General features: G+C 33.5%; 17 protein-coding genes. 5 read left to right on the plus strand and 12 right to left on the minus strand.

Annotated elements, in window-relative coordinates; translation table 11 throughout:
* Nucleotides 1-125 precede the first annotated feature (125 nt).
* The 3 genes from Q1A47_RS10040 to Q1A47_RS10050 form a co-directional block, all read right to left on the minus strand.
* A complete protein-coding gene (locus tag Q1A47_RS10040; RefSeq protein ID WP_026682487.1) occupies nt 126-836 on the minus strand; it encodes an ABC transporter permease in 711 nt (236 codons plus the stop codon).
* Nucleotides 833-1,681 carry an ABC transporter ATP-binding protein gene (locus Q1A47_RS10045; RefSeq protein ID WP_026682486.1) on the minus strand — a complete coding sequence of 283 codons (849 nt, stop codon included), beginning with the start codon at nt 1,679-1,681 and terminating at the stop codon, nt 833-835. The genes Q1A47_RS10040 and Q1A47_RS10045 overlap by 4 nt, the downstream gene beginning before the upstream one ends.
* A 111-nt stretch (nt 1,682-1,792) precedes the next feature.
* Nucleotides 1,793-2,830: a LytTR family transcriptional regulator DNA-binding domain-containing protein gene (locus Q1A47_RS10050; protein WP_026682485.1), complete on the minus strand. Its 1,038-nt coding sequence runs from the start codon at nt 2,828-2,830 to the stop codon at nt 1,793-1,795.
* Nucleotides 2,831-3,200: 370 nt separating this feature from the next.
* Here Q1A47_RS10050 and Q1A47_RS10055 point away from each other — a divergent pair, with 370 nt between their 5' ends.
* Entirely contained in the window at nt 3,201-4,520 is a 1,320-nt protein-coding gene (locus Q1A47_RS10055) for a glycosyltransferase family A protein (RefSeq protein ID WP_051388420.1), read from the plus strand.
* A 188-nt stretch (nt 4,521-4,708) separates the two neighbouring features.
* Here the strand turns inward: Q1A47_RS10055 and Q1A47_RS10060 are convergent, their stop codons facing one another.
* The 5 genes from Q1A47_RS10060 to Q1A47_RS10080 form a co-directional block, all read right to left on the minus strand.
* Nucleotides 4,709-5,836, minus strand: a complete 1,128-nt coding sequence (locus tag Q1A47_RS10060; RefSeq protein ID WP_034679479.1) for a DegT/DnrJ/EryC1/StrS aminotransferase family protein — start codon at nt 5,834-5,836, stop codon at nt 4,709-4,711.
* Nucleotides 5,836-7,158: a nucleotide sugar dehydrogenase gene (locus Q1A47_RS10065; protein WP_026682483.1), complete on the minus strand. Its 1,323-nt coding sequence runs from the start codon at nt 7,156-7,158 to the stop codon at nt 5,836-5,838. The genes Q1A47_RS10060 and Q1A47_RS10065 overlap by 1 nt, the downstream gene beginning before the upstream one ends.
* Before the next feature lie 110 nt (nt 7,159-7,268).
* A complete protein-coding gene (locus Q1A47_RS10070; RefSeq protein WP_026682482.1) occupies nt 7,269-8,276 on the minus strand; it encodes a glycosyltransferase family 4 protein in 1,008 nt (335 codons plus the stop codon).
* 154 nt (nt 8,277-8,430) lie between these two features.
* Nucleotides 8,431-9,648, minus strand: a complete 1,218-nt coding sequence (locus Q1A47_RS10075) for a glycosyltransferase (RefSeq protein WP_034679477.1) — start codon at nt 9,646-9,648, stop codon at nt 8,431-8,433.
* Nucleotides 9,649-9,680: 32 nt separating this feature from the next.
* On the minus strand, nt 9,681-10,874 hold the full coding sequence (locus Q1A47_RS10080; protein WP_166530640.1) for a glycosyltransferase: 1,194 nt from the start codon (nt 10,872-10,874) through the stop codon (nt 9,681-9,683).
* A 148-nt stretch (nt 10,875-11,022) separates the two neighbouring features.
* Between Q1A47_RS10080 and Q1A47_RS10085 the strand changes: the two genes are divergently transcribed.
* Both Q1A47_RS10085 and Q1A47_RS10090 read left to right on the plus strand, forming a co-directional pair.
* On the plus strand, nt 11,023-11,778 hold the full coding sequence (locus tag Q1A47_RS10085) for an SDR family NAD(P)-dependent oxidoreductase (protein ID WP_026682478.1): 756 nt from the start codon (nt 11,023-11,025) through the stop codon (nt 11,776-11,778).
* 25 nt (nt 11,779-11,803) lie between these two features.
* Nucleotides 11,804-12,781: a dTDP-glucose 4,6-dehydratase gene (locus Q1A47_RS10090; RefSeq protein WP_026682477.1), complete on the plus strand. Its 978-nt coding sequence runs from the start codon at nt 11,804-11,806 to the stop codon at nt 12,779-12,781.
* 14 nt (nt 12,782-12,795) lie between these two features.
* Here the strand turns inward: Q1A47_RS10090 and Q1A47_RS10095 are convergent, their stop codons facing one another.
* Nucleotides 12,796-14,013 (minus strand): glycosyltransferase, encoded by a 1,218-nt coding sequence (locus Q1A47_RS10095; RefSeq protein ID WP_026682476.1) that lies wholly within the window; start codon nt 14,011-14,013, stop codon nt 12,796-12,798.
* Nucleotides 14,014-14,164: 151 nt separating this feature from the next.
* On the opposite strand from Q1A47_RS10095, the gene wecB reads away from it, so the two are divergent.
* Nucleotides 14,165-15,238 carry a non-hydrolyzing UDP-N-acetylglucosamine 2-epimerase gene (gene wecB, locus Q1A47_RS10100; RefSeq protein WP_166530641.1) on the plus strand — a complete coding sequence of 358 codons (1,074 nt, stop codon included), beginning with the start codon at nt 14,165-14,167 and terminating at the stop codon, nt 15,236-15,238.
* Nucleotides 15,239-15,657: 419 nt separating this feature from the next.
* Here the strand turns inward: wecB and Q1A47_RS10105 are convergent, their stop codons facing one another.
* From Q1A47_RS10105 to Q1A47_RS10115, 3 genes are read right to left on the minus strand one after another with little or no spacing between them, the layout of a single operon-like run.
* A complete protein-coding gene (locus Q1A47_RS10105; protein WP_166530642.1) occupies nt 15,658-16,683 on the minus strand; it encodes a D-glucuronyl C5-epimerase family protein in 1,026 nt (341 codons plus the stop codon).
* A gap of 5 nt (nt 16,684-16,688) precedes the next feature.
* Nucleotides 16,689-17,378 (minus strand): acyltransferase, encoded by a 690-nt coding sequence (locus Q1A47_RS10110; RefSeq protein ID WP_026682473.1) that lies wholly within the window; start codon nt 17,376-17,378, stop codon nt 16,689-16,691.
* 14 nt (nt 17,379-17,392) lie between these two features.
* The gene (locus tag Q1A47_RS10115) at nt 17,393-18,316 is read right to left on the minus strand and encodes a glycosyltransferase (protein WP_166530643.1); all 924 of its coding nucleotides are present in this window, start codon (nt 18,314-18,316) and stop codon (nt 17,393-17,395) included.
* A 132-nt stretch (nt 18,317-18,448) separates the two neighbouring features.
* Between Q1A47_RS10115 and Q1A47_RS10120 the strand changes: the two genes are divergently transcribed.
* Nucleotides 18,449-19,354, plus strand: a complete 906-nt coding sequence (locus Q1A47_RS10120) for a Gfo/Idh/MocA family protein (RefSeq protein ID WP_026682471.1) — start codon at nt 18,449-18,451, stop codon at nt 19,352-19,354.
* The last annotated feature ends 586 nt before the right edge of the window (nt 19,355-19,940 follow it).

Genomic DNA, 19,940 nt, shown 5'->3' on the forward strand with positions numbered 1-19,940 from the left:
GTACATAAGAAACCTAGAATCATAACGAAATTACATCCTTCTTCACCTAAATCAATAAAGCTTGCACTTCAATTTACACAAATAACTCTAATACCAAGCATTCAAAATAATGTTTATCAGTCTTGCTATCCAGCAGTCTCCTTCTTTTTATAAAACCAGGTCGTTAACAGCCAAATTCCTATTCCCCATACCAAAATGATAGCTAAATAACCCCAAATATCTTCGATACCTGCCCCAAGCTGCACTTCTTTTGCCAATTCTGCCAGTTGAACATTTGGTAAGTATTCAATAAAGGACAGAATTGGATAAGTATTGATTAATGTTTGTAACAACGTACTAAAACCGAATAAAAAGATAATTGGTAACGTAATGACAGATGCTTCTACAACTGATTTCGTTAATAATCCCATTAGTGTACCAAGACCAATATAAAAAACAGATGAGATTATCAGTGCAATAGCAATGAGACTTATACTTGATGGCTCATAATCTATTAATCTTGCTGATAGTATGATGGTTAGAAGTGTCAATAAAAAAGTAACTAAGCTCTTACCACCAAATATCTCTAGAATAGTTGCGGGAGAAAGCATTAAACCACGCAAGGTATTTTTTTCTTTTTCTTCAGCAATAATGGCACTTTGCACAAATACTCCGATTGTAGAGAACGAAAGATTAATAACTAGATAAATCATATCTATAGAAAGCTCATCCATTCTCGAATATAGCACAGCAATTAATAGTGGCATTAGCATTGAGGAAGTAATAAACATATTCTTCGATAAATCCTTTAAATCCTTTAGAAAGATAGCGTACATTCTTTTCATTGAAAAAGTCATACCAGTTTCCTCCCTGTTAGTTCTACAAATATATCTCCAAGTGTTGGTTCATTGGAATGAATAGAGACTACTTGATCTGATGCAAAATAATCGTATATGTCCTTTGCTCCTTCTGGACCAGCTGGTACATTAATTTCTCTACCATCTTTTAGTTCAATGCATACGGAAGCTTCCGCAAATTGCCTACGAAGCTTTTTCGGTTGATCTAGCAACTGAATTCTTCCTTGATGAAGAAATGCTACACGGTCACAAATGTTTTCAGCTTCATTCATATCATGCGTTGTTAAAAAAATCGTTGTCCCCTCCTTGTTCAGTTCACGTAATCCTTGATGAATAAGTGCTGAATTGGCAGGGTCTAGAGCAGACGTCGGTTCGTCAAGAAATAAAAGCGCTGGCTTGTGCAGTAATGCCCTTGCCAAAATGACGCGTTGAAACATCCCCTTTGACAACTTAGCTACCTGCTTTTTTCGTTCTTCAGAGAGACTTACCATTTCCAATACCTCTCCAATCCGTTTCGTTGAAACTTGATACAGCTGACAATATAGATTTAAATTATCCTCAATAGATAATCGACTATATAGCCCACTATTATCTGTAATTACTCCAAATTCACGTCGGTACTGTGGTTTATTTAAAGATGATGCTGGTTTTCCAAAAACCGTGGCCTCTCCAGATGTTTGTAATAATTGGCCAGTTAAAATTTTAATAGTGGTCGTTTTCCCAGCTCCACTTGGCCCCAAAAATCCAAACGTTTCTCCTTTTTCCACCGTAAAATTTACATCTTCTAATGCAGCTTGATTGCCATAAATCTTAGCAAGTGATTTTACCTGTATAATATGTTCCATTCATTTTCCTCCTATGCTGATAACTGTTTCGTGTAACCTCAGCATAGGAAAAAATCTGCAATTTAGCAGTATTTTTACCGTGAATGGAGCCATTGAATGGATGAATGGAGTCTATTTCATTCCTAACATATCCTTCAATTGTGCCATTTTTGATTTGGACAATGGAATGGAGGTCTTTTCTTTATTATTTAGAATTAAACTATAACTATTACGTGTCCATGTTATGACTTCACGTACCTTTTGCAAATTAACTATATAAGAGCGATGGCAGCGAAAGAATCCAAAATGCTCCAAGCGGCTTTCCAATTCATTTAATGTAGATGCACTAGTGAAGAGATTACCATTACTGTATATGTGAGATTGTCCATCATTACTTTCAATATAATCAATCTCAGGAGGATCAAATAGCACGATTTTGTCATTTACTTTCGTTGGTATTTTATTTAACTGAAAAGGCTGTACTTCTGCTTCAAGCATTGGATCGTCTAATATCGAATCACTTTCTCCTTTCTCTGTAGGAATTTGTTGTAAACCTGATTCATCTATACGAAGAACTTGATCAGCAATAGTTAGCGCACTTTCCAAATTACCAGTTAGTATAAGAACACCCTTCCCTTCATGCTGCAATCTTCTCGTAATAGCAATAAATACTTGTCTTGTTTCAACATCGACGTTTAAATCTGGTTCTTCAAAAATATATAACTCAGCATGCTGAAGCAATTGTTTTCCAAAACGGACGCGCTGTTTTTCAGAATACGTTAGCGTTTTTATTTTTTGGTTTTGTTTATCTTGCAGCTGCGTGATACGCAAAAGTTGATCAATCGTTTGATTACTATCGTAAATTGCTCGATAGAATGAGAAATAGTCTCTTACTTTTAATCTGTCATATATCCCGTCCTCATAGAAGGCTAGGACCACTCCTGATAAAAATAGATTTCTATTTTCCATTATTGTAACGCCATTGATACGAATTTCCCCCTTCGATGCCAGCGTTTTACCAGAAATTATTTCTAACAGCACTTTTCTTATATTTAATGTGGAATAAACAGCAGTAATATCTCCTTTCTCTATAGTAAGATTAAATATCGGAAATATGATAGAATCTTTTGTTCGCTTTTCTAGACTATGTATTACTAATAGGCCTGCCATTCGATTTCTCCTTACGCTCTGTATTTTCGTTTATCCTTTTAGTAGTAGTATTAGTTTACTAGATTATGGCATTATACTCTATATTCTTTTCCCCATGACAAATAACAATAGATCATTAATCAGCCACTCGCTAAAACTTAATAACTTTAAAAGTTAATTGATTACTAGGACTTACAGAAATAATAATGACTATTAAATCCGCCAACGTCTTTATTTAGTTTTACCTCTTTGCTAAAAGTAATTTTGTTACTTCTATCCTAAATTAAGCCATGCACTTAAGCGACTTAAAAAGCATATACTATATAGATTTTCTGTATATGGCACCTACACTATTCGATTTTTTAATACTATGCAAAGGTGGCGGTCTATAATGTTGAAAGATATATCAGCCATTATCATCTTTCCTTTCAATCAAAAAGTATTCTATAAAATGATAGCTTCTTTACGTGCTCTTCATAAGAGAATAAATTCTGTTATTGTATTTCAAGAAGAAAATGTAGTTTTAGATAGTAGTCAGTTTAGTGATTGGTCTATCCATTTTGATTTTGTTCCTATTAAGAATGACTTAGAAAAAGAACTAAATAATGTGATAGATCAGATGATTACCCCCTATGCTTTATTTCTAAGTCACACACATTGTCTATCTCCACATATCTCCTCAGAAAAGCTTCAGCTTAAACAACCAAAGACAGTGTTAGCAACGTGCTGCCATGACCATCATAGTATTATTTATCTGCCACTTTTCGTATCGACTGCGTATATTAAAAAAATAGGTGGGTTCTCCAACGTTAAAACTCCATTTAAAGAAGCCTTTTTGCCTGCTTGGATTGCGAATATAGATAAATCATGTCAAGTTAACAAAGAAGGTTTGATTAAGCAAGCATGGCAAACAGTCACCTCTACAAATAAGGAAAAACAATTAATGATAGAAAAATACCAATTAGAAAAAAATAAACGAAGTTCTCCTTCTCTTACTGTATTAATCTCAAATTATAATATGGAAAAATATGTAGAAACCGCCGTTGCTTCATGCACTTTACAAATAGAACCATTTGATCAAATACTAATCATCGATGATGGCTCTACAGATAACTCCTTAAATAAACTATTACAATGGGATAATAGAGAACAGGTAAGATTATTTACCAAAAATAATGGAGGCAAGGCTAAAGCCTTAAATAAACTACTACCTTATGTTACATCTGAATTTATAGTAGAGCTTGATGCCGATGATTGGCTAGATCCTAATGCAGTATCCATTGTAAAAAAGTACTTATTAAAGCTCTCGAAGGAAACATCCGTGCTCTACGGTAATTTTAGGAGATGGAAACAAGTAAATGAAGACATACTTTTTAAAGGAATAAGTAAGGGGAAAAGCGTTGACGGAGAAGCTGAGTTGATGTCTTATTCATTCCCTCTCGGACCGAGGATATATCGAACATCGATTTTAAAAAAAGTAGGTGGCTTTCCAGTAATCGATTTTGAAAGTGGAAGGCTGTATGAAGATGTAAGCATCTTATTGCAATTAGTAAAGCAATCTAAGCTACATTATCAGGATTTTACGATTTATAATATTAGAGAACACAAAGAAAGTATTACCAAAAATAACGGTAGCAAATGGAATGAGTTTATTAACAACATAATTCCTAGGATAAATAATAAAAGTCCTAAAATAAATGAAAAGGATTGAATAAGTATTACGTATATATAGCCGACTATAGCTTCTTCACTACTTGTTATTGTAAATTATAAATGATTAACTAATCAAAAAAATCATTAGAGCTTATTAATAGTCCTAAGAAAGCAAAGCATAAAAACGCCCATAAGACTAGTTCATTACTCCTCTACAATTATGGGCGTAATTAGTTTATCTATGGCTTATAGACCGCTATTTAAAAAGTTTAAAACCTTTTCAATCACATACTCTTGTTTTTGAATAGATAGCATTGGATATATAGGCAACGCAAGTATTCTATTAGCTACTTTTTCTGCTATCGGGAAATCCCCTTCTTTATATTCGAGATAATGAAAAGCCTGCTGCAAATGTAAAGGAATTGGATAATAAATAGCAGAGGCAATTCCATAATTTCTTAATTCTAGTGCAAGTTCGTCTCTTTTATCTAATTCAATACAATACTGATGGAAAGTATGCGCTTTGTTATTTGGTATTACTGGGCTTTTCACAAATTCCTTAAAGTTATCTGTATACCGCCTTGCAACCTCCCTTCGCTGATGCAGGAAAATATCTAAATAAGATAATTTAATTAATAAAATAGCAGCTTGAAATTCATCAAGCCTACTGTTCATACCAATTGATGAATGATAATATTTTTCCTTACTACCATGATTTCTGAGTTTACAAATTTGTTCATAAACCTTTTTTTGATTCGTAGTTATCATTCCTGCGTCACCAAATGCCCCGAGATTTTTTGAAGGAAAAAAAGAGAAGCAAGCAATATCTCCAATCGATCCTACTCTTTTTCTATCATCTTCTGCTCCAATTGCCTGACAAGCATCTTCAATCACCTTCAAGTTATATTTTTTAGCTATATCTATGATTTCTTTCATTCTAGCAATTTGACCATATAAATGTACTACAAGAATGGCTTTTGTTTTTTCCGTAATTTGTTCTTCAATTTTTGCAGGATCTATATTATATGTTTCTTCTTCAATATCTACAAAAACAGGAGTAGCACCGACTTGTGCGATGGCTTCACCAGTAGCAAAGAAAGTAAACGGAGTAGTAATTACTTCATCTCCGTCCCCAACATTTAAAGCTTTAAGGGACAATTCTAAAGCATCAGTGCCATTTGCTACTCCGGCACCATACGATGCTCCTACATATTTCGCTATTGCCTTTTCTAATTTCTCTCCTTTTTCTCCTAGTATATACTCACCGCTATCTAAGACATCACCTAACGTCTCGATAATTGGACTTCTTATTAGATATAATTCTTCTTTTAAATCTACCATTGGAATAGGGGTTAATTTGTTATTGTTAAACATCATAACTCCTCCTTTGGCTTTTCATTACCTATACTCCTATAAGTAATCCCCAGACTACTGATCTCATTTTTATTTAGTTTATTTCGGCCATCTAAAACTAGCATACAATTTTTGAACTCTTCAAAACTTAAATCAGTATAAGCATCATGAAAAGCTTGAAGGATTACAACATCAATTTCAGAAACAAATTTATCCTGTAAAGATAAAGGCGAAGCTCCATATGATTTAATTTCTTCATTCGTAAATAAAGGATCATTTACAAATACATTTGATCGCATATTCGTTAGTTGGTCCATTAAAAGTAATGTTGTAGACTTAGTTGGTTCCTTTACATTTTCTCTATACGATAATCCTAGAATGAGAATATTTTTGTCTGTTAAGCTTCCAAGTTCCTTTTCAATCTTAGCAATAGCATAATTAGCCATACGATCATTAATTGTCCTTGCCAACCGTGTCATTCCTTGTTTCAAACCTTTATTAATAAAAAAATATGGATATATTGGAATACAATGTCCTCCAACACCAATTCCAGGTGTGTGTAAATGTGAATATGGCTGACTATTACTTGCTACTATTACTTCTGACATATTTACGCCTTTTGTTTCTGCAAACTGAGCTAGCTCATTTGCAAGTGCAATATTCACATCACGATATACACATTCTGCAATTTTAGAAAACTCAGCTGTTTCTATTGAGCTCACTTCAATCAATTCACAATGTAAAGCATTTTTATAAAATTTTACAGCTAATTCCAAACTCTTTTCATTAACTCCACCAACAACCTTTGGATATTTTTTTAAATCTTCTATTATTCGATTGGAATAAACTCTCTCTGGACTATAAGCGAGGTAGAAATCTTCTCCTAAGCGTAAACCAGATAGCTCTTCTATCTTTTTACCAAACCGATGTTGTGTATCACCAGGAGGAATAGTCGTTTCAAAAATAACTAGTGTACCTTTTTTAATCCCACTAGCTATATCTTTAACGGCAGCATCTATCAATTGATAATCTACATTGTACTGATTATCGATTAGTACAGGGACAATTACAACAACTATATCCGATTTCGTAACAGCTTCTGCTGTCACAGTGGTTGCAGATAAGTTCTTGCTTTTATGAGCTGTCAAAACCAACTTATCTAAGCCAGGTTCATTAACAATATGAGATTTACCTTGATTAATTGTAGCTACAACATCCTTATTTATATCCGATCCATAGACATTATAATTATTATTCGCAAATACTGCAGCTATCGTTAATCCAATTTTCCCAAGTCCAATTACTGCCACATTCGCTAATGCTTCTTGTTGATTTGTTATCATTATTCACCCTCATTTCTACAAAGAAAGATACTATAACATACGAATCCACTTGTAGAATGACTGTACATTAGCACTTATAAGGATAAAATCAACTACCGCCTCTAAAACTACTACTTTAGTTCGTTATAAATATCAAGATAACGTTGTGCGACTATTGGAGAATCATGATATGTCTCAATATATTTTCTTCCCCTTTTTCCAAGCTTATTCCAGCTCTTTGGTCTTTGGATTAGTTCTTTTAGTACGCTTGTAATCGTAGAAGGATTCGCATTTATGATTGGGGTATTACCGGGATATTTAGTCACTAGGTCTTCCCTTAAATAGCAAATAACAGGCTTTCCGAAGGCCATTGCCTCAGAACTAATATACCCGCTAGCCCCAATTCGTAACTGATCGATAACAATATCAGCTTGGGACAGCAGATTCCTTGTCTCTTCATATGTAATCCCTTCAAGCAATTTAAACTGAAAAGGTATTCCTGATTCCTTTAAATCATGAACAGCTTGTAAAATAAATTCTGTCCCCTTAAGATCGCGCGAGGTAGGAGCATGAACAACAAGTGGAGATGTTTTTCGTGGGTCAGGGTACTTTGGCTTAAAATTACGGACATTAATAGTATGTGGAATAATATGTGTATGTTTATACATGTGTGAAATATACCCTTCCAATTCAGGGTCTTGGACAACGGCATGATCAATATAGCCTGAAAGAGTCTCTACATTGCTATATATTTTTTCTTCCGTCCATTCAGGTTTCACACGAACATATGGGTTTAAACGCTTTGCAACGGACAATACGCGAATATCAGAACCATGGTGATGTACGATCATTTTCTTACCTGCTTGCTTTAACATGGCTAGATCCCTTTTATCAGAAAAAAAAGTTTCACCAAAATGAAAGTGAAAGATGTCATAGGTTTGCATCGCTTCTTCTAAAAATTCGTTAATTCTTTTTTCCCTTTCCGTAGGTGGTAATAAATTTAAATGTAGGCACATATCTGGTTGAAACTTGTATATATTGTCGTTAAAATGGCATGCTGTCGCCTCGACTCCTTTTGCTCGTAATGCCCTACATAATTCAATCATAGGGGCACCATAAGGTAAATGTAAGACTTTCATTAGAATTCTCCTCGTATATTAATATTTAGGCGTTATGTTTTCGCCCATTGTTTCCTATTCATTCTTATTTCTTAAATATTTTACGTGCGTTAAACCCGTCGCTTTACACTACAAACGGACACTTTTCGATGGCTAATTAGCACTATTCTCCCAATTATCCATCCATTAATTTTTTATACACTTTAAATAGTCTATTTTCCATATGCTCCCAACTGAACATAGACTCCATTATCTCTCGTGCATGATAACTCATCTCATCAAGCTTATAATTTTCTAAATAAAGTAAAGCTTCTACGTAATCTTGCGCATCAGCCTTTAGTTTGGGGACAACGTAACCACATCGATACGTTTGAATAAATTCAGCCATATCTTTGCATTGATTTACTAAAACAGGAACACCATTGTTTAAATAACTAAAGAACTTATTTGGCATAGCAAATCTGTTATTTAAAGAATGGCTGACGTCTAAATCAATCCACCCTATATCTGCATCTTTCATAGCTTTTGGTATGGAATCATAATGCTGCCAACCAACAAATTCAATATGATCATTAATATTCGTTAGGTTGTAATGATTATTATCGTATTTATCTGCCTTCCATCCCCCAATTATTTTGGCTTTTACAGACATTTGCTTATTAACTAATTCCAATATATGAACAAATTTATCAAAGCTCCCTCTCTTTTTATTTACTGTGCCTTCATACACAAGCGTTAATTCGGAATTGTTCGTTTTCTTCGGTACATAATCCCTAGCTAACGGTGGAGAATTATAAATTATTTCTATAGGGAGATTGAGATTAAAGGATAAATACCACTCTTTAATTGATTCAGATACAGTTACCAAATAATCTAACTCTTTTAGCATTATTTTCAGCATCTGAATTTTTATTTTCAACGTTTGGATAGGCTGTTTTAAAAGGGGGTCAGGTTCTAATTCATGACTATCATAAACAAGTTTGCATCGTTTTCCTTGAGACATGAATGCACGTTTGATCAAAATACCAGAATATAAAGAAAAAAATTCATGTGCATGATAAATATCAGCATCCTGCTCAATCCCTAGTTGTGTTAACGGATCTGAAAACTGATTATTCTTTTTCGACTGGAGGTTATAATGCAATGTTTTTATATTTTTTTCCGGGAACATTTGCTCATATGTAACTATCTTTATGCCTTCATAATAAAACGTTTTTTCTAGAAAACGTTCAGTAAATGTACTACCGTCAATATCAAATAAATACCCCTCTATTCTGGGCACAATCATCGTTACACGATACCCTTGTTTTAACAGGCTCTTCGCTTCCTTTTTAAAAATACGAGCATCCAGAAAAGGATGCTCCGTTAATAAAAAACAAACATCTGTATGCATTATTACCCTCCCAATAATAGCCTCAATTCATTCTATAACAGAAAATACGGTTGTCGGTTTCCAACTAAGGATTGATAAACCGCCAATAAACGTTTTTCCATATGACTCCAGCTATAGGTTTCTTGCATAACGTTTCTTGCATTCTTACTCATTATCTGCCATTCATTCGTATATTGGTGCAAATATTGTATCGCATCTATATAATCCAAATAGCTAGGATTTCGTTTATTAATTACCATTCCACAGTAATACGTTCTAATAAATTTCTCTAGATCACTACATTTATTTCCTATAACAGGGATGCCATTGTTTAAATAACTAAATAATTTAGCAGGCATGGTAAAGGCATTATTAAGTGAATATGATGGATCAAGATCTATTAACCCAATATCTACATCCTCCATGGCTTTCGGTAGATCATGATAATTAATCCAACCAAATAGCTCTATCCTTGATTGTAAATGTTTTGGTATGGAAAGTGTTTCCCCGTATCTTGGACCACCAATGATCTTAAAGTGAATATTATTATCTTCATTGTAAAAATCCGTTATTGCTTTTATTTTCTCAAAGGTTTCTTTTGATATATTTCCTTCATGTGCTACCACAAGTGAATGATTAGACCCATTTTTTTTCTTGATATTTGGTGTTAATGATGGCGCATTATACACGACCTCTATGGATAGCAATGGATCTATAGATAAGTACCAGGATTTAATCGATTCAGATACTGTAACAATGTAATCAACCTTTTTTAAATTATCTTGGAGTGTCCTCATCCATCTTTGCTTTGTTTCAGCATTAATTTTTAAAGAGAATGGGTCTGGAATTATTTGTCTGCTGTCATATATTAATTTAACCTTTTTATTGTTCTGCTGTCTTAAAGCACACTTAATTTCTTTACCATATGTAAATGAATTCAACTCATGGGCATGATAGAAATCTGCATTCTCTTTCAATCCTAATTGATAAAGAGGATCAGATAAATAATTAACGGATCTTTTTTCACTATCATAGGTAACAACTTTAATGCCTTGATAATAAAAAACCTTATCACGAAATTGCTTGGAAAATGGTTTTCCATCGACATGAAATAGCAGACCGCCTTTTCGTGGTGCAATAATCGTAACATCAAAACCATGATTTAAAAGGCTTTTGGCCTCACATTCAAATATACGTGAATCTAGAAAAGGAAGGTAACATAGCAACATACATACCTTTTGATTCAAAAAAATCCCCCTATCTTTACTGTCTGAATTGAATATAGTCCTTCTTTCTACTTAATAAAGTATTAACACTCTAAATAAAATATTCATACATATAATTGAAATATGTGATGTATTTTTCACCGCTACATGAAATATTGGAGGATAACTTATGGATTTACAATTACAAGGTAAGAAAGTACTTGTTACTGGTGGAACAAAAGGAATTGGTAAAGCAATAGCAGAAGCCTTCCTAAAGGAAGGGGCCAAGGTGGGTATTGTAGCTAGAAATAAGTTAGAACTAGAAGCAGTAAAAAAGGAACTTGGTGTCAAGATTTATACAAAAGATATCGCAAATAATCAGCAAAGAGAACAATTAATATCTGATTTTATAAACGATTTTAATACAATAGATGTTCTTGTTAATAATGCAGGGGCTAGCTATGGAAAAAGTATTTTAGAAACACCCCCCAATCTCTTTAATGAAGCGATGAATCTCAACTTTATCGCTGCTGTTCATTTAAGTCAATTAGCAAGTCAGCACATGATTGCTGAAGGGTCCGGAGTAATTATAAACATCTCTTCTATTTACGGAAAGGAATCAGGGGGAGTTCCAGCTTATAACGCTTCAAAATCCGCTTTAAATAGTTTCACAAAATCGTTTAGCTCTGAAGTAATAAAACATAATATTCGTGTTAATGGTATTGCTCCAGGTGCTATTTTCCACCCCAACAAGGAATGGAAACGACGAATTAAAAACGACCCACACTTCTTAGACAATTATGCACAAGCTAACATACCAGCAGGAAGACTTGGTAAACCAGAGGAGATAGGAAATACTGCTGTTTTTCTTGCATCAAATAAAGCTTCGTGGATCGTTGGATCTACAATTAGTGTAGACGGTGGACAGTCACGATTGAATTATTAAATGAAACATGGAAGGGAAGGGCAACATGAAAAGGCAGTCACTTAAAAACAGCACTATTTTAGTCATTGGTGGAGCGGGCTTTATTGGAAGTCACTTAATAGATAAATTAATAGAAGAAAAAGCTAAAGAAATTATTATTTTGGATAATCTTTTTACCGGAAACAAAGAAAATTTAACCTCTGCTCTGGAAAAGAATAATACAACGCTTTATATCGATAATGCCGAAAACCAAGAAACCCTAAACTATATTATGGAAGAACACGACATTGACATTGTTTTTAACTGTGCAACCAAAGCATTGAATTATTCGTTTATGAATCCAGCCAATGCCTTTTTAACAAATGTTATAGTTTTAAAAAATTTATTAGAATTACAACGAAAAAAGAAATTTAAAACACTGTGTCATTTTTCATCATCAGAGGCATTTGGATCATCTCAGTATCAACCGATGGATGAAAATCATCCTTTAGCTCCTACAACAACTTATGCCGCCGGAAAAGCTGCTGCTGATTTGATGTTACAGTCTTATGTAACCATGTTTGATCTAGACGCATTTATTGTTCGGCCATTTAATAATTACGGGCCTAGACAAAATTTCACAGGACCTCTAGCTGGGGTTATTCCTACAACGATTAGAAAAATACTTTCTAATGAAATTCCTGAAATTCATGGCAGTGGTCAACAAACAAGAGATTATATATATGTGAAAGATACTGTCGATATCGTGACAACACTATATTCCGTAATTCCTCCAGGAGATTCTGTAAATATTACAACAGACCAACAGTTATCGATTGAATATATAATGGAGACGATCATTGATGAAATGAATTATCAAGGAGAGATCCTTAGAAAACCAAATCGAAAAGCTGATGTTACCAGCCATAGGGGATCAATGAAAAAATTGCAGAGCTTGATTGGCTCCTATAGTAAAACTGACTTTAAGGATGGAATTGCATTAACGATAAATTGGGTAAAACAGCAGGTCACTGAAACGAACTAAAAAAGAGCTTTACGCTAGTTATTGAGTAACTCATGATATACATTATCTAATCGGTTCTCCATTTTCTCCCAGCAATACGTTTCTTCCATTACTTTTCTAGCGTTTAGACTCATTTGTTTCAATACCTTCTTATTATTGGCTAAATATAGCATAGCTTCAGCATAATCTGTAGCAGTAGCATCTCTTTTATTAATTACTAAACCACATCGATGGGTTCGTAAAAAAGATTCCATCTCGTGGGAGCGGTTTACTACAATAGGAACACCATTATTTAAATAACTAAAGAATTTATTCGGCATCGCATAGGAACGATTAAGTGATTCATGTAAATCTTCATAATCAATCCAACCTACTTCTACATCTTTCATATGTTGTGTAATAGAATAATAATCTACCCACCCAGTTAATTTAATTTTATCCTTTAAATGATTGGGAAGTTTAAATGTATCACCAAACCTCGTTCCACCTATAATTTTAAATTGAAATCCGATGGAATCAGCACATTTTTCTGTAATTTGTATTATTTTATCCTTACTTCCCCTTTTATAATCAATGTTACCTTCGTAACAGGCAATTAGACCATTTCCGGTAAAGTCCTTTGGTTGAAATTCTTTAACCAATGGATGCGAGTTATATATGACCTCTACAGAAAATGTGGGATCTTGGGAAAGAAACCAAGACTTTATCGAATGTGAAATGGTAATGATTTGATCAACTTCTTTCAGCATAATTAAAAGCTTCTCTTTCAAGTTATTGCGATGACTCTCATGGTTTTTAGGATCGAAAGGGTCTGGTGTTAATTCATGACTATCATAAATTAACTTTACTTCTTTATTCCTTTGCTTTAATAACCTTTTTACACCAATCCCAGCAAAAAGCGATAAATACTCATGAGCATGATAAACGTCTGCATTTTGTTGTATACCAAGTTCTGTTAATGGGTTACTGAACCCTTGTTCCCACTTAGATACGGGAGCTACGACTTTGCTTAATGGTGCTCTACTTTCTTCAAATGAATAAGTGACTATCTTAATTCCTTCATGCATAAATGATGAAGAAGTAAATTTATCTTTTATAGGAGTACCATCGATGTCAAACAAATATCCATCCTTTCTAGGAACAATTAATGTCACATCATAACCTAAATTTTTTAAACTTTTGGCTTCTCGTTTAAATATTCTAGAATCTAAAAATGGGTGTTCTGCAACTAGCATGCATACCTTTTTAGACAATTTTTCATGCCCCTTTCCTGTATTAAAGTTGTTTTAGATATCTAACTCTTTTATTCTATTTTTTTACTTTTCAAGTCATGTGCAGACTAGTGATAAGGATATAAAAAATCATAATTTTATACTGTAAGCCTTATATAGAAAGGAGAAAGAAATGCACATTTTAACTATAGTAGGCGCAAGGCCACAGTTTATCAAAGCATCCATGTTATCTAAAGCGATCAATTCCCAATCCAAAATAAAAGAGATCATGGTACACACAGGTCAACATTATGATGATAATATGTCTACCATCTTTTTTGACCAATTAAAGCTTGCTAAACCAGATTATTATTTAGGTATAGGTTCTGGCTCTCACGGTGAACAAACTTCTAAAATGCTATTAGAATTAGAAAAGATCATGATGTCTGTTAAGCCTGATATTGTACTTGTATATGGAGATACGAATTCAACCCTTGCAGGAAGCATCGCTGCAGCAAAACTCCATATTCCCTTAGCTCATGTTGAGGCTGGTTTACGTAGTTTTAATAAAAAAATGCCTGAAGAGATTAATAGAGTGATTACAGACCATTTATCAACATTGCTATTTTGTCCAACGCAAACTGCTATTGATAATTTAGAACACGAAGGCATCAGCAGAGGTGTTTATTTAACGGGAGATATTATGTATGATTCTATTCTTTACTTTAAAGATCATGCTATCCAACAATCTACCATTTTAGAAGATTTATCACTTACAAATAATAATTATTATCTTGCCACTGTTCATCGAGCAGAGAATACCGATCAACCCGAACATTTAAAACAAATACTAACTGCATTTCAACAATTAGATAAAACAGTAGTCCTTCCATTACACCCTAGAACTAAAAGTAAAATTAAACAGTATAAGTTAAATGAATTAATTGATTTACCTCATATCAAAACAGTAGAACCATTACATTATTTTGATATGTTAGCATTAACTGCTCAAGCAACAGCAGTTCTAACTGATTCTGGTGGTTTACAAAAAGAAGCCTATATGCTACAAATTCCGTGTATTACATTAAGGCAGGAAACAGAGTGGATTGAAACTGTACAGACCGGCTGGAATCAGCTAGCAGGATATAATACGAAACAAATAGTAAATAATGTCAGGAATCTAAAGACTCCTAATCATTCTCCTCCACGGTTTGGTGACGGAAAAGCAGCCTACGCTATTCAGCATATTTTAATGAATGACTTTTAATTTAAAATAGAAACCTGAGAAAATGAGACTAACTATACAGATACAATAAAAGTAAAACTTCAATCAGTTGGGGGTTTTTGTTTTCCCCCACTGATTGTTAGTACCACAAGGGTATGACCTAAAGGCACTGGAACCAATCGGACATTTACTGGCAGTTGATCCCACACTTATCCATATCGATTTCACTATTGCTTGAAGTGGGGATTTTACTGCCAGTTATATGCGGGATTAACGATGATCTTTCATTCCAGAGCCCCTTGATATCCCCAACTTAGGGGAAAACACAGACGTACTGCCCCTATTGTCTTACGCATCTCATAATAGGGGGAGCACTGCGATGTACAAGCCTACCTAGAATCGAGCTTCTATAACATTCTTTCCTATTTGGAGAATAATTCATTTGTATACTTTTATTTGAATTATACAGTAGACACTTTTCCGTCTAAATAGCCTTTCCATCTTTGTAATGCTTCGTTCATTTTTGCGTCCTTCTCTATCGAGTTTAATGCAGCTAATAAATGGATATGGGTAATATGATATCCCCACTTTGCTACATTTGGATAACCTCCATCCGTTGTATAATGCGTTAAATCATAAGCAGTGCGTGACCCCAAATCATATAAAGGTAACATTCTTTTTAGCGAAACAATTCCTTCTTGATATAATTTTTTTGTTTCCACATCGCCACTTTGTTTATAAAGATCATATAATCCAATTAATCCAAACATGAAGCCATTCAAAATAAAACTAGGTGGATCTGTTGGACATTCTTCATAAAACATGTACTTGTCTTCAAACTTAGCTAGCACCCCATTGTTATTTGAAGGGATCTTAAACATTTTAGTGGCTTTTAATGCACTTTGCTCATACTTTTTATCTCTGGTAAGCGCAGTAGCTCTAGATAAAACGGACATGACCATACCTAATCCAATAGCAGAATACCATGGAGACTTGATTTTATTTAACCTACCAGGGTAATAGTGAAGATCAAATTGATACGGCCAACCTCCTTGTTCATCTTGATGATGCATAAACCAATTAGCTACTTTTAAAAATTTTTGCTTACTTGCTAATTTCTTCTCTTTTAAATAAATGCTATAATGTTGCAGCCCATATTGAGCAATTGTAGACGGATTAAAATATTTTCCATACGTGTAAACTGTTTTGGGAATACCATTAATAAATTCAACATTCCAATTCTCTACACGATTTCTGTCATAATGTAAGTAATTACCTTGATAATCATATTGATCTATTTCTAAATAACGAGCCTTCGTAATGAAAATTTTCAGCAAATTTTCTGTTTCTAGCCACTCTTTTTCAACACCGTAACCTTTTTCTAGTAAAGTTATTGGAATTAGAAATTCATTACCTATTCTCTTCCCAACTGCTTCGAATTGATTGTGCATCAAAATCATAATATCTTCTATCTGCTTTGTATCCATTTATATCAACGCTCTTCTGATAAACCTATTTTTTTTGCGGGTATGCCTACAGCTATTACACCATTTTCTAAGTGCTTTGTAACAACAGAACCTGCACCGACTATCGTGTTGTTTCCAATATTCACCCCCGGTAGTAATGATGCATTATTCCCAATTTTGGCACCATTTTTAATAAAAGGTCCCTTTAGGCTATAACTTCGTGCTCCCATATACTTATCATTAGACATTGATACACAGGGACCAACAAATACATTATCTTCTATTATGGTATCCCCTGTAATATATGCCATTGTTTGAATAGTACAAGAGTCTCCAATTTGTGTATTTAGTTCAACTATCGCTGCTCTACCGATAACCGTTTTATCACCGACTATCGTATTTTCTCTGATACTCGCATGATCACCAATGAATACCTCTTCGCCAACTTGAACACCAGCGTAAATGGATACTAGATGACCAATCCGTGTACCAGCTTTAATTACTAACTCGGTAGTATTCGACGTTTTCCGCATTCTTTGGTTAATAGCTGGCTTGATACCAAGAACACAATTACAGCCAATCGTTACATTGTTATCAATTTTTGTTCCCTCTAAGATTACAGAGTTATGGCCAATTACAACATTCTCTCCAACTGTGACGTGATCCTCAATTGTAACATGATGACCAATCTGAGTACTTTCAGGTATAGAAGACAAACAAAAACCTCCCATTATTGTGATTGAAGTATCTTTTCTATTTTCTTAACTAATTGTTGTGCTCGATGCTGAACAGTATGGTGTTGATGAATAAACCGGTATCCTTGTTCAATTATTTGTTTCCGTTCCGTTTCATGAGCTAAAAAATATTCTGCCTTTTCTTCAAAATTATTTTCATCAATTGCTACAAAATGTACTCCTGGAATAAAGCCTATATCTTCTAATTCTTTAAAGGTAGGGGCTAATAGCAATGTTTTACAAGCAAGTGCTTCAAAATATTTTAGAACTGGATAATTATGTCTAGATGGACAAGTAAAAAATAGCTTTGATCTGTTCAATTCTTTTGCATAATTCTGCTCAATCATCTTTTCTTGTTCTTTCTCTCTGAAACTTTGATAACCTGGATGCGTGTGATAAATGAAATCAGCATTCCCCTCATACGTCTTTATGATTTTTTGCCTTAAGGGATACGTATCACTTACCGCTCCCATCAATAATAAATTGAAATCTTTTTTTAACTTATAGTCTTTACATACATCTATATTTACGAAATGCGGAAACCATTCCATTTTATCTTGAAATTCAGGATATAATGTTAAAAATTTATCTCTAATGACAGAAAACAAGTAATCTATATTATTTTTATTAATAAAATTTCGTCTAAGGCTTATAAAGCGATGAACATCATTTACAAATAAACCAGTTGGTATATCAATATGAGCAAGACCATTTATCTTTGGTGACATATGTTGATTAATATCATTTAAAAGTAATATAAAATCGGGTCTAGTTTCTAGCTTCCTTATTATATAGTCAATGTGTCCAGACTTTCTCCATAATGTTAAATGTACCATATTTTTAAGTTCCTGCTCTAAATAATAAAAATTCCTATTGATCAATTTTGAAGTGTCTTCTGCAATTAATAGCAATTTGATCATGTTGACACTCCTTCCTATCATTTGCGCACAGGCCAATTGCCAATTTTGAAATTTGTCGTTATGACAGTCTACCTCACTTTCTAGCTAATGCATAACATGTAAATAATTCGTATTCAAAGTGAGGAGAATTATATGAGAGTTGGTGTAATTGGAACTGGTAATATGGGAGAGAATCATATACGAACGTATTCGTCTATGTATCATCACTGCCAACTAATAGGTATATATGATATAGATGAAACGAAAAGAAATGAAATAGCTAAAAAATACAGTATTAAGCCTTTCCCATCATTGGATAATCTCTTAAAAGAAGTTGACGCTGTTAGTATAGCTGTCCCAACTAAGTTTCATTATGATATTGGTTTAAAGTGTATTGATAATAAAGTACACATGTTATTAGAAAAACCTATGACCAGTACAGTAGAACAAGCAAAAGATTTGCTTTATAAATCTTTAAAATCAGGGGTCATACTTCAAGTTGGCCACATTGAGCTTTTTAATCCCGTAATTCAGGAACTTCTAAAGGTATTAGAAAATAAAAAAATAATTGGCATTGAATTTCAGCGTATGAGCCCCTACCATAAAAGAATTAAAAATATCGATGTTGTAGAGGATTTAATGATTCATGATCTTTATATTTTGCAAGAGATTCTTAAGGATAAACTCATGGAAGTTAAGGCGTTAGGAAAAATAATTGACGGTACAATTAAGCATGCTGTGGTCATTGCCAAGTCTTCACAAGAGACAATCGTAAAGCTGTCAGCTAGTTTTAAATCTAAAAATAAAATTAGAACCATACAAATTCTCGCTGAAGATGCTTTTATAGACGTCAATTTATTAAAAAAAGAAATCAACATACGAAGCTCTATTCTCACCAAAACTATTAAGGTGGATGATTCTATACATCCACTACAAGTACAACTAACTGATTTCATAAATTGTATCAATCTTAAAAGAGAGCCTTCCGTAACTGGGAATGCAGGGATAAGAGCATTATTAATCACTAATAGCATTACTAATGAAATTAACAATGAGTAATAACAGATGTTCAACTTACAGATACAATTCTATATATAGGAAATATTAAAGTTAGTGCATTACTATGAATTACCATTACAATTTTATATAACCAAGGCTGAAACCAGTAATTGTAACAAGTTTTAAAACAACTTCAAGTAACTAGTTACCTATATTTCATAGGTAACTGGTTCTTCGATTTGTTTGAATTCTGATATCTTAATTATGTCTGATTCATCCTTTTGGTAGAGTTGGCAATTATTCCAGTGTATACAATACAAATTGTTTTTGATCACCATTAAAACAGTGAGCTATTACCTGTGACGACTAAGAAACTGATCTTGAAATTATAATCCCTATTTTGCCGTTGATCTCAAACGATTTTCTTCGTAAGAATATATTTATCAAATGCTATGTAACCGAAGATATTCTCCATTTTAAACCACTTTTTCAAGTTATTTAACTCCTGCTGAAGAATTAATTTCTTAGTGGACTTAATTCTGTAGCAAAAATTTAATACATTTAATTAGTGAGTTAATTTCATAATATAGAGCCCTTGGGGCTCAAGACTTTAAAGACATAAAAATTAGAGCACCTCCCCAAATCC

This window comes from uncultured Virgibacillus sp. (genome assembly GCF_947495635.1).
In the GTDB taxonomy this organism is placed as follows: domain Bacteria; phylum Bacillota; class Bacilli; order Bacillales; family Amphibacillaceae; genus Virgibacillus; species Virgibacillus salarius.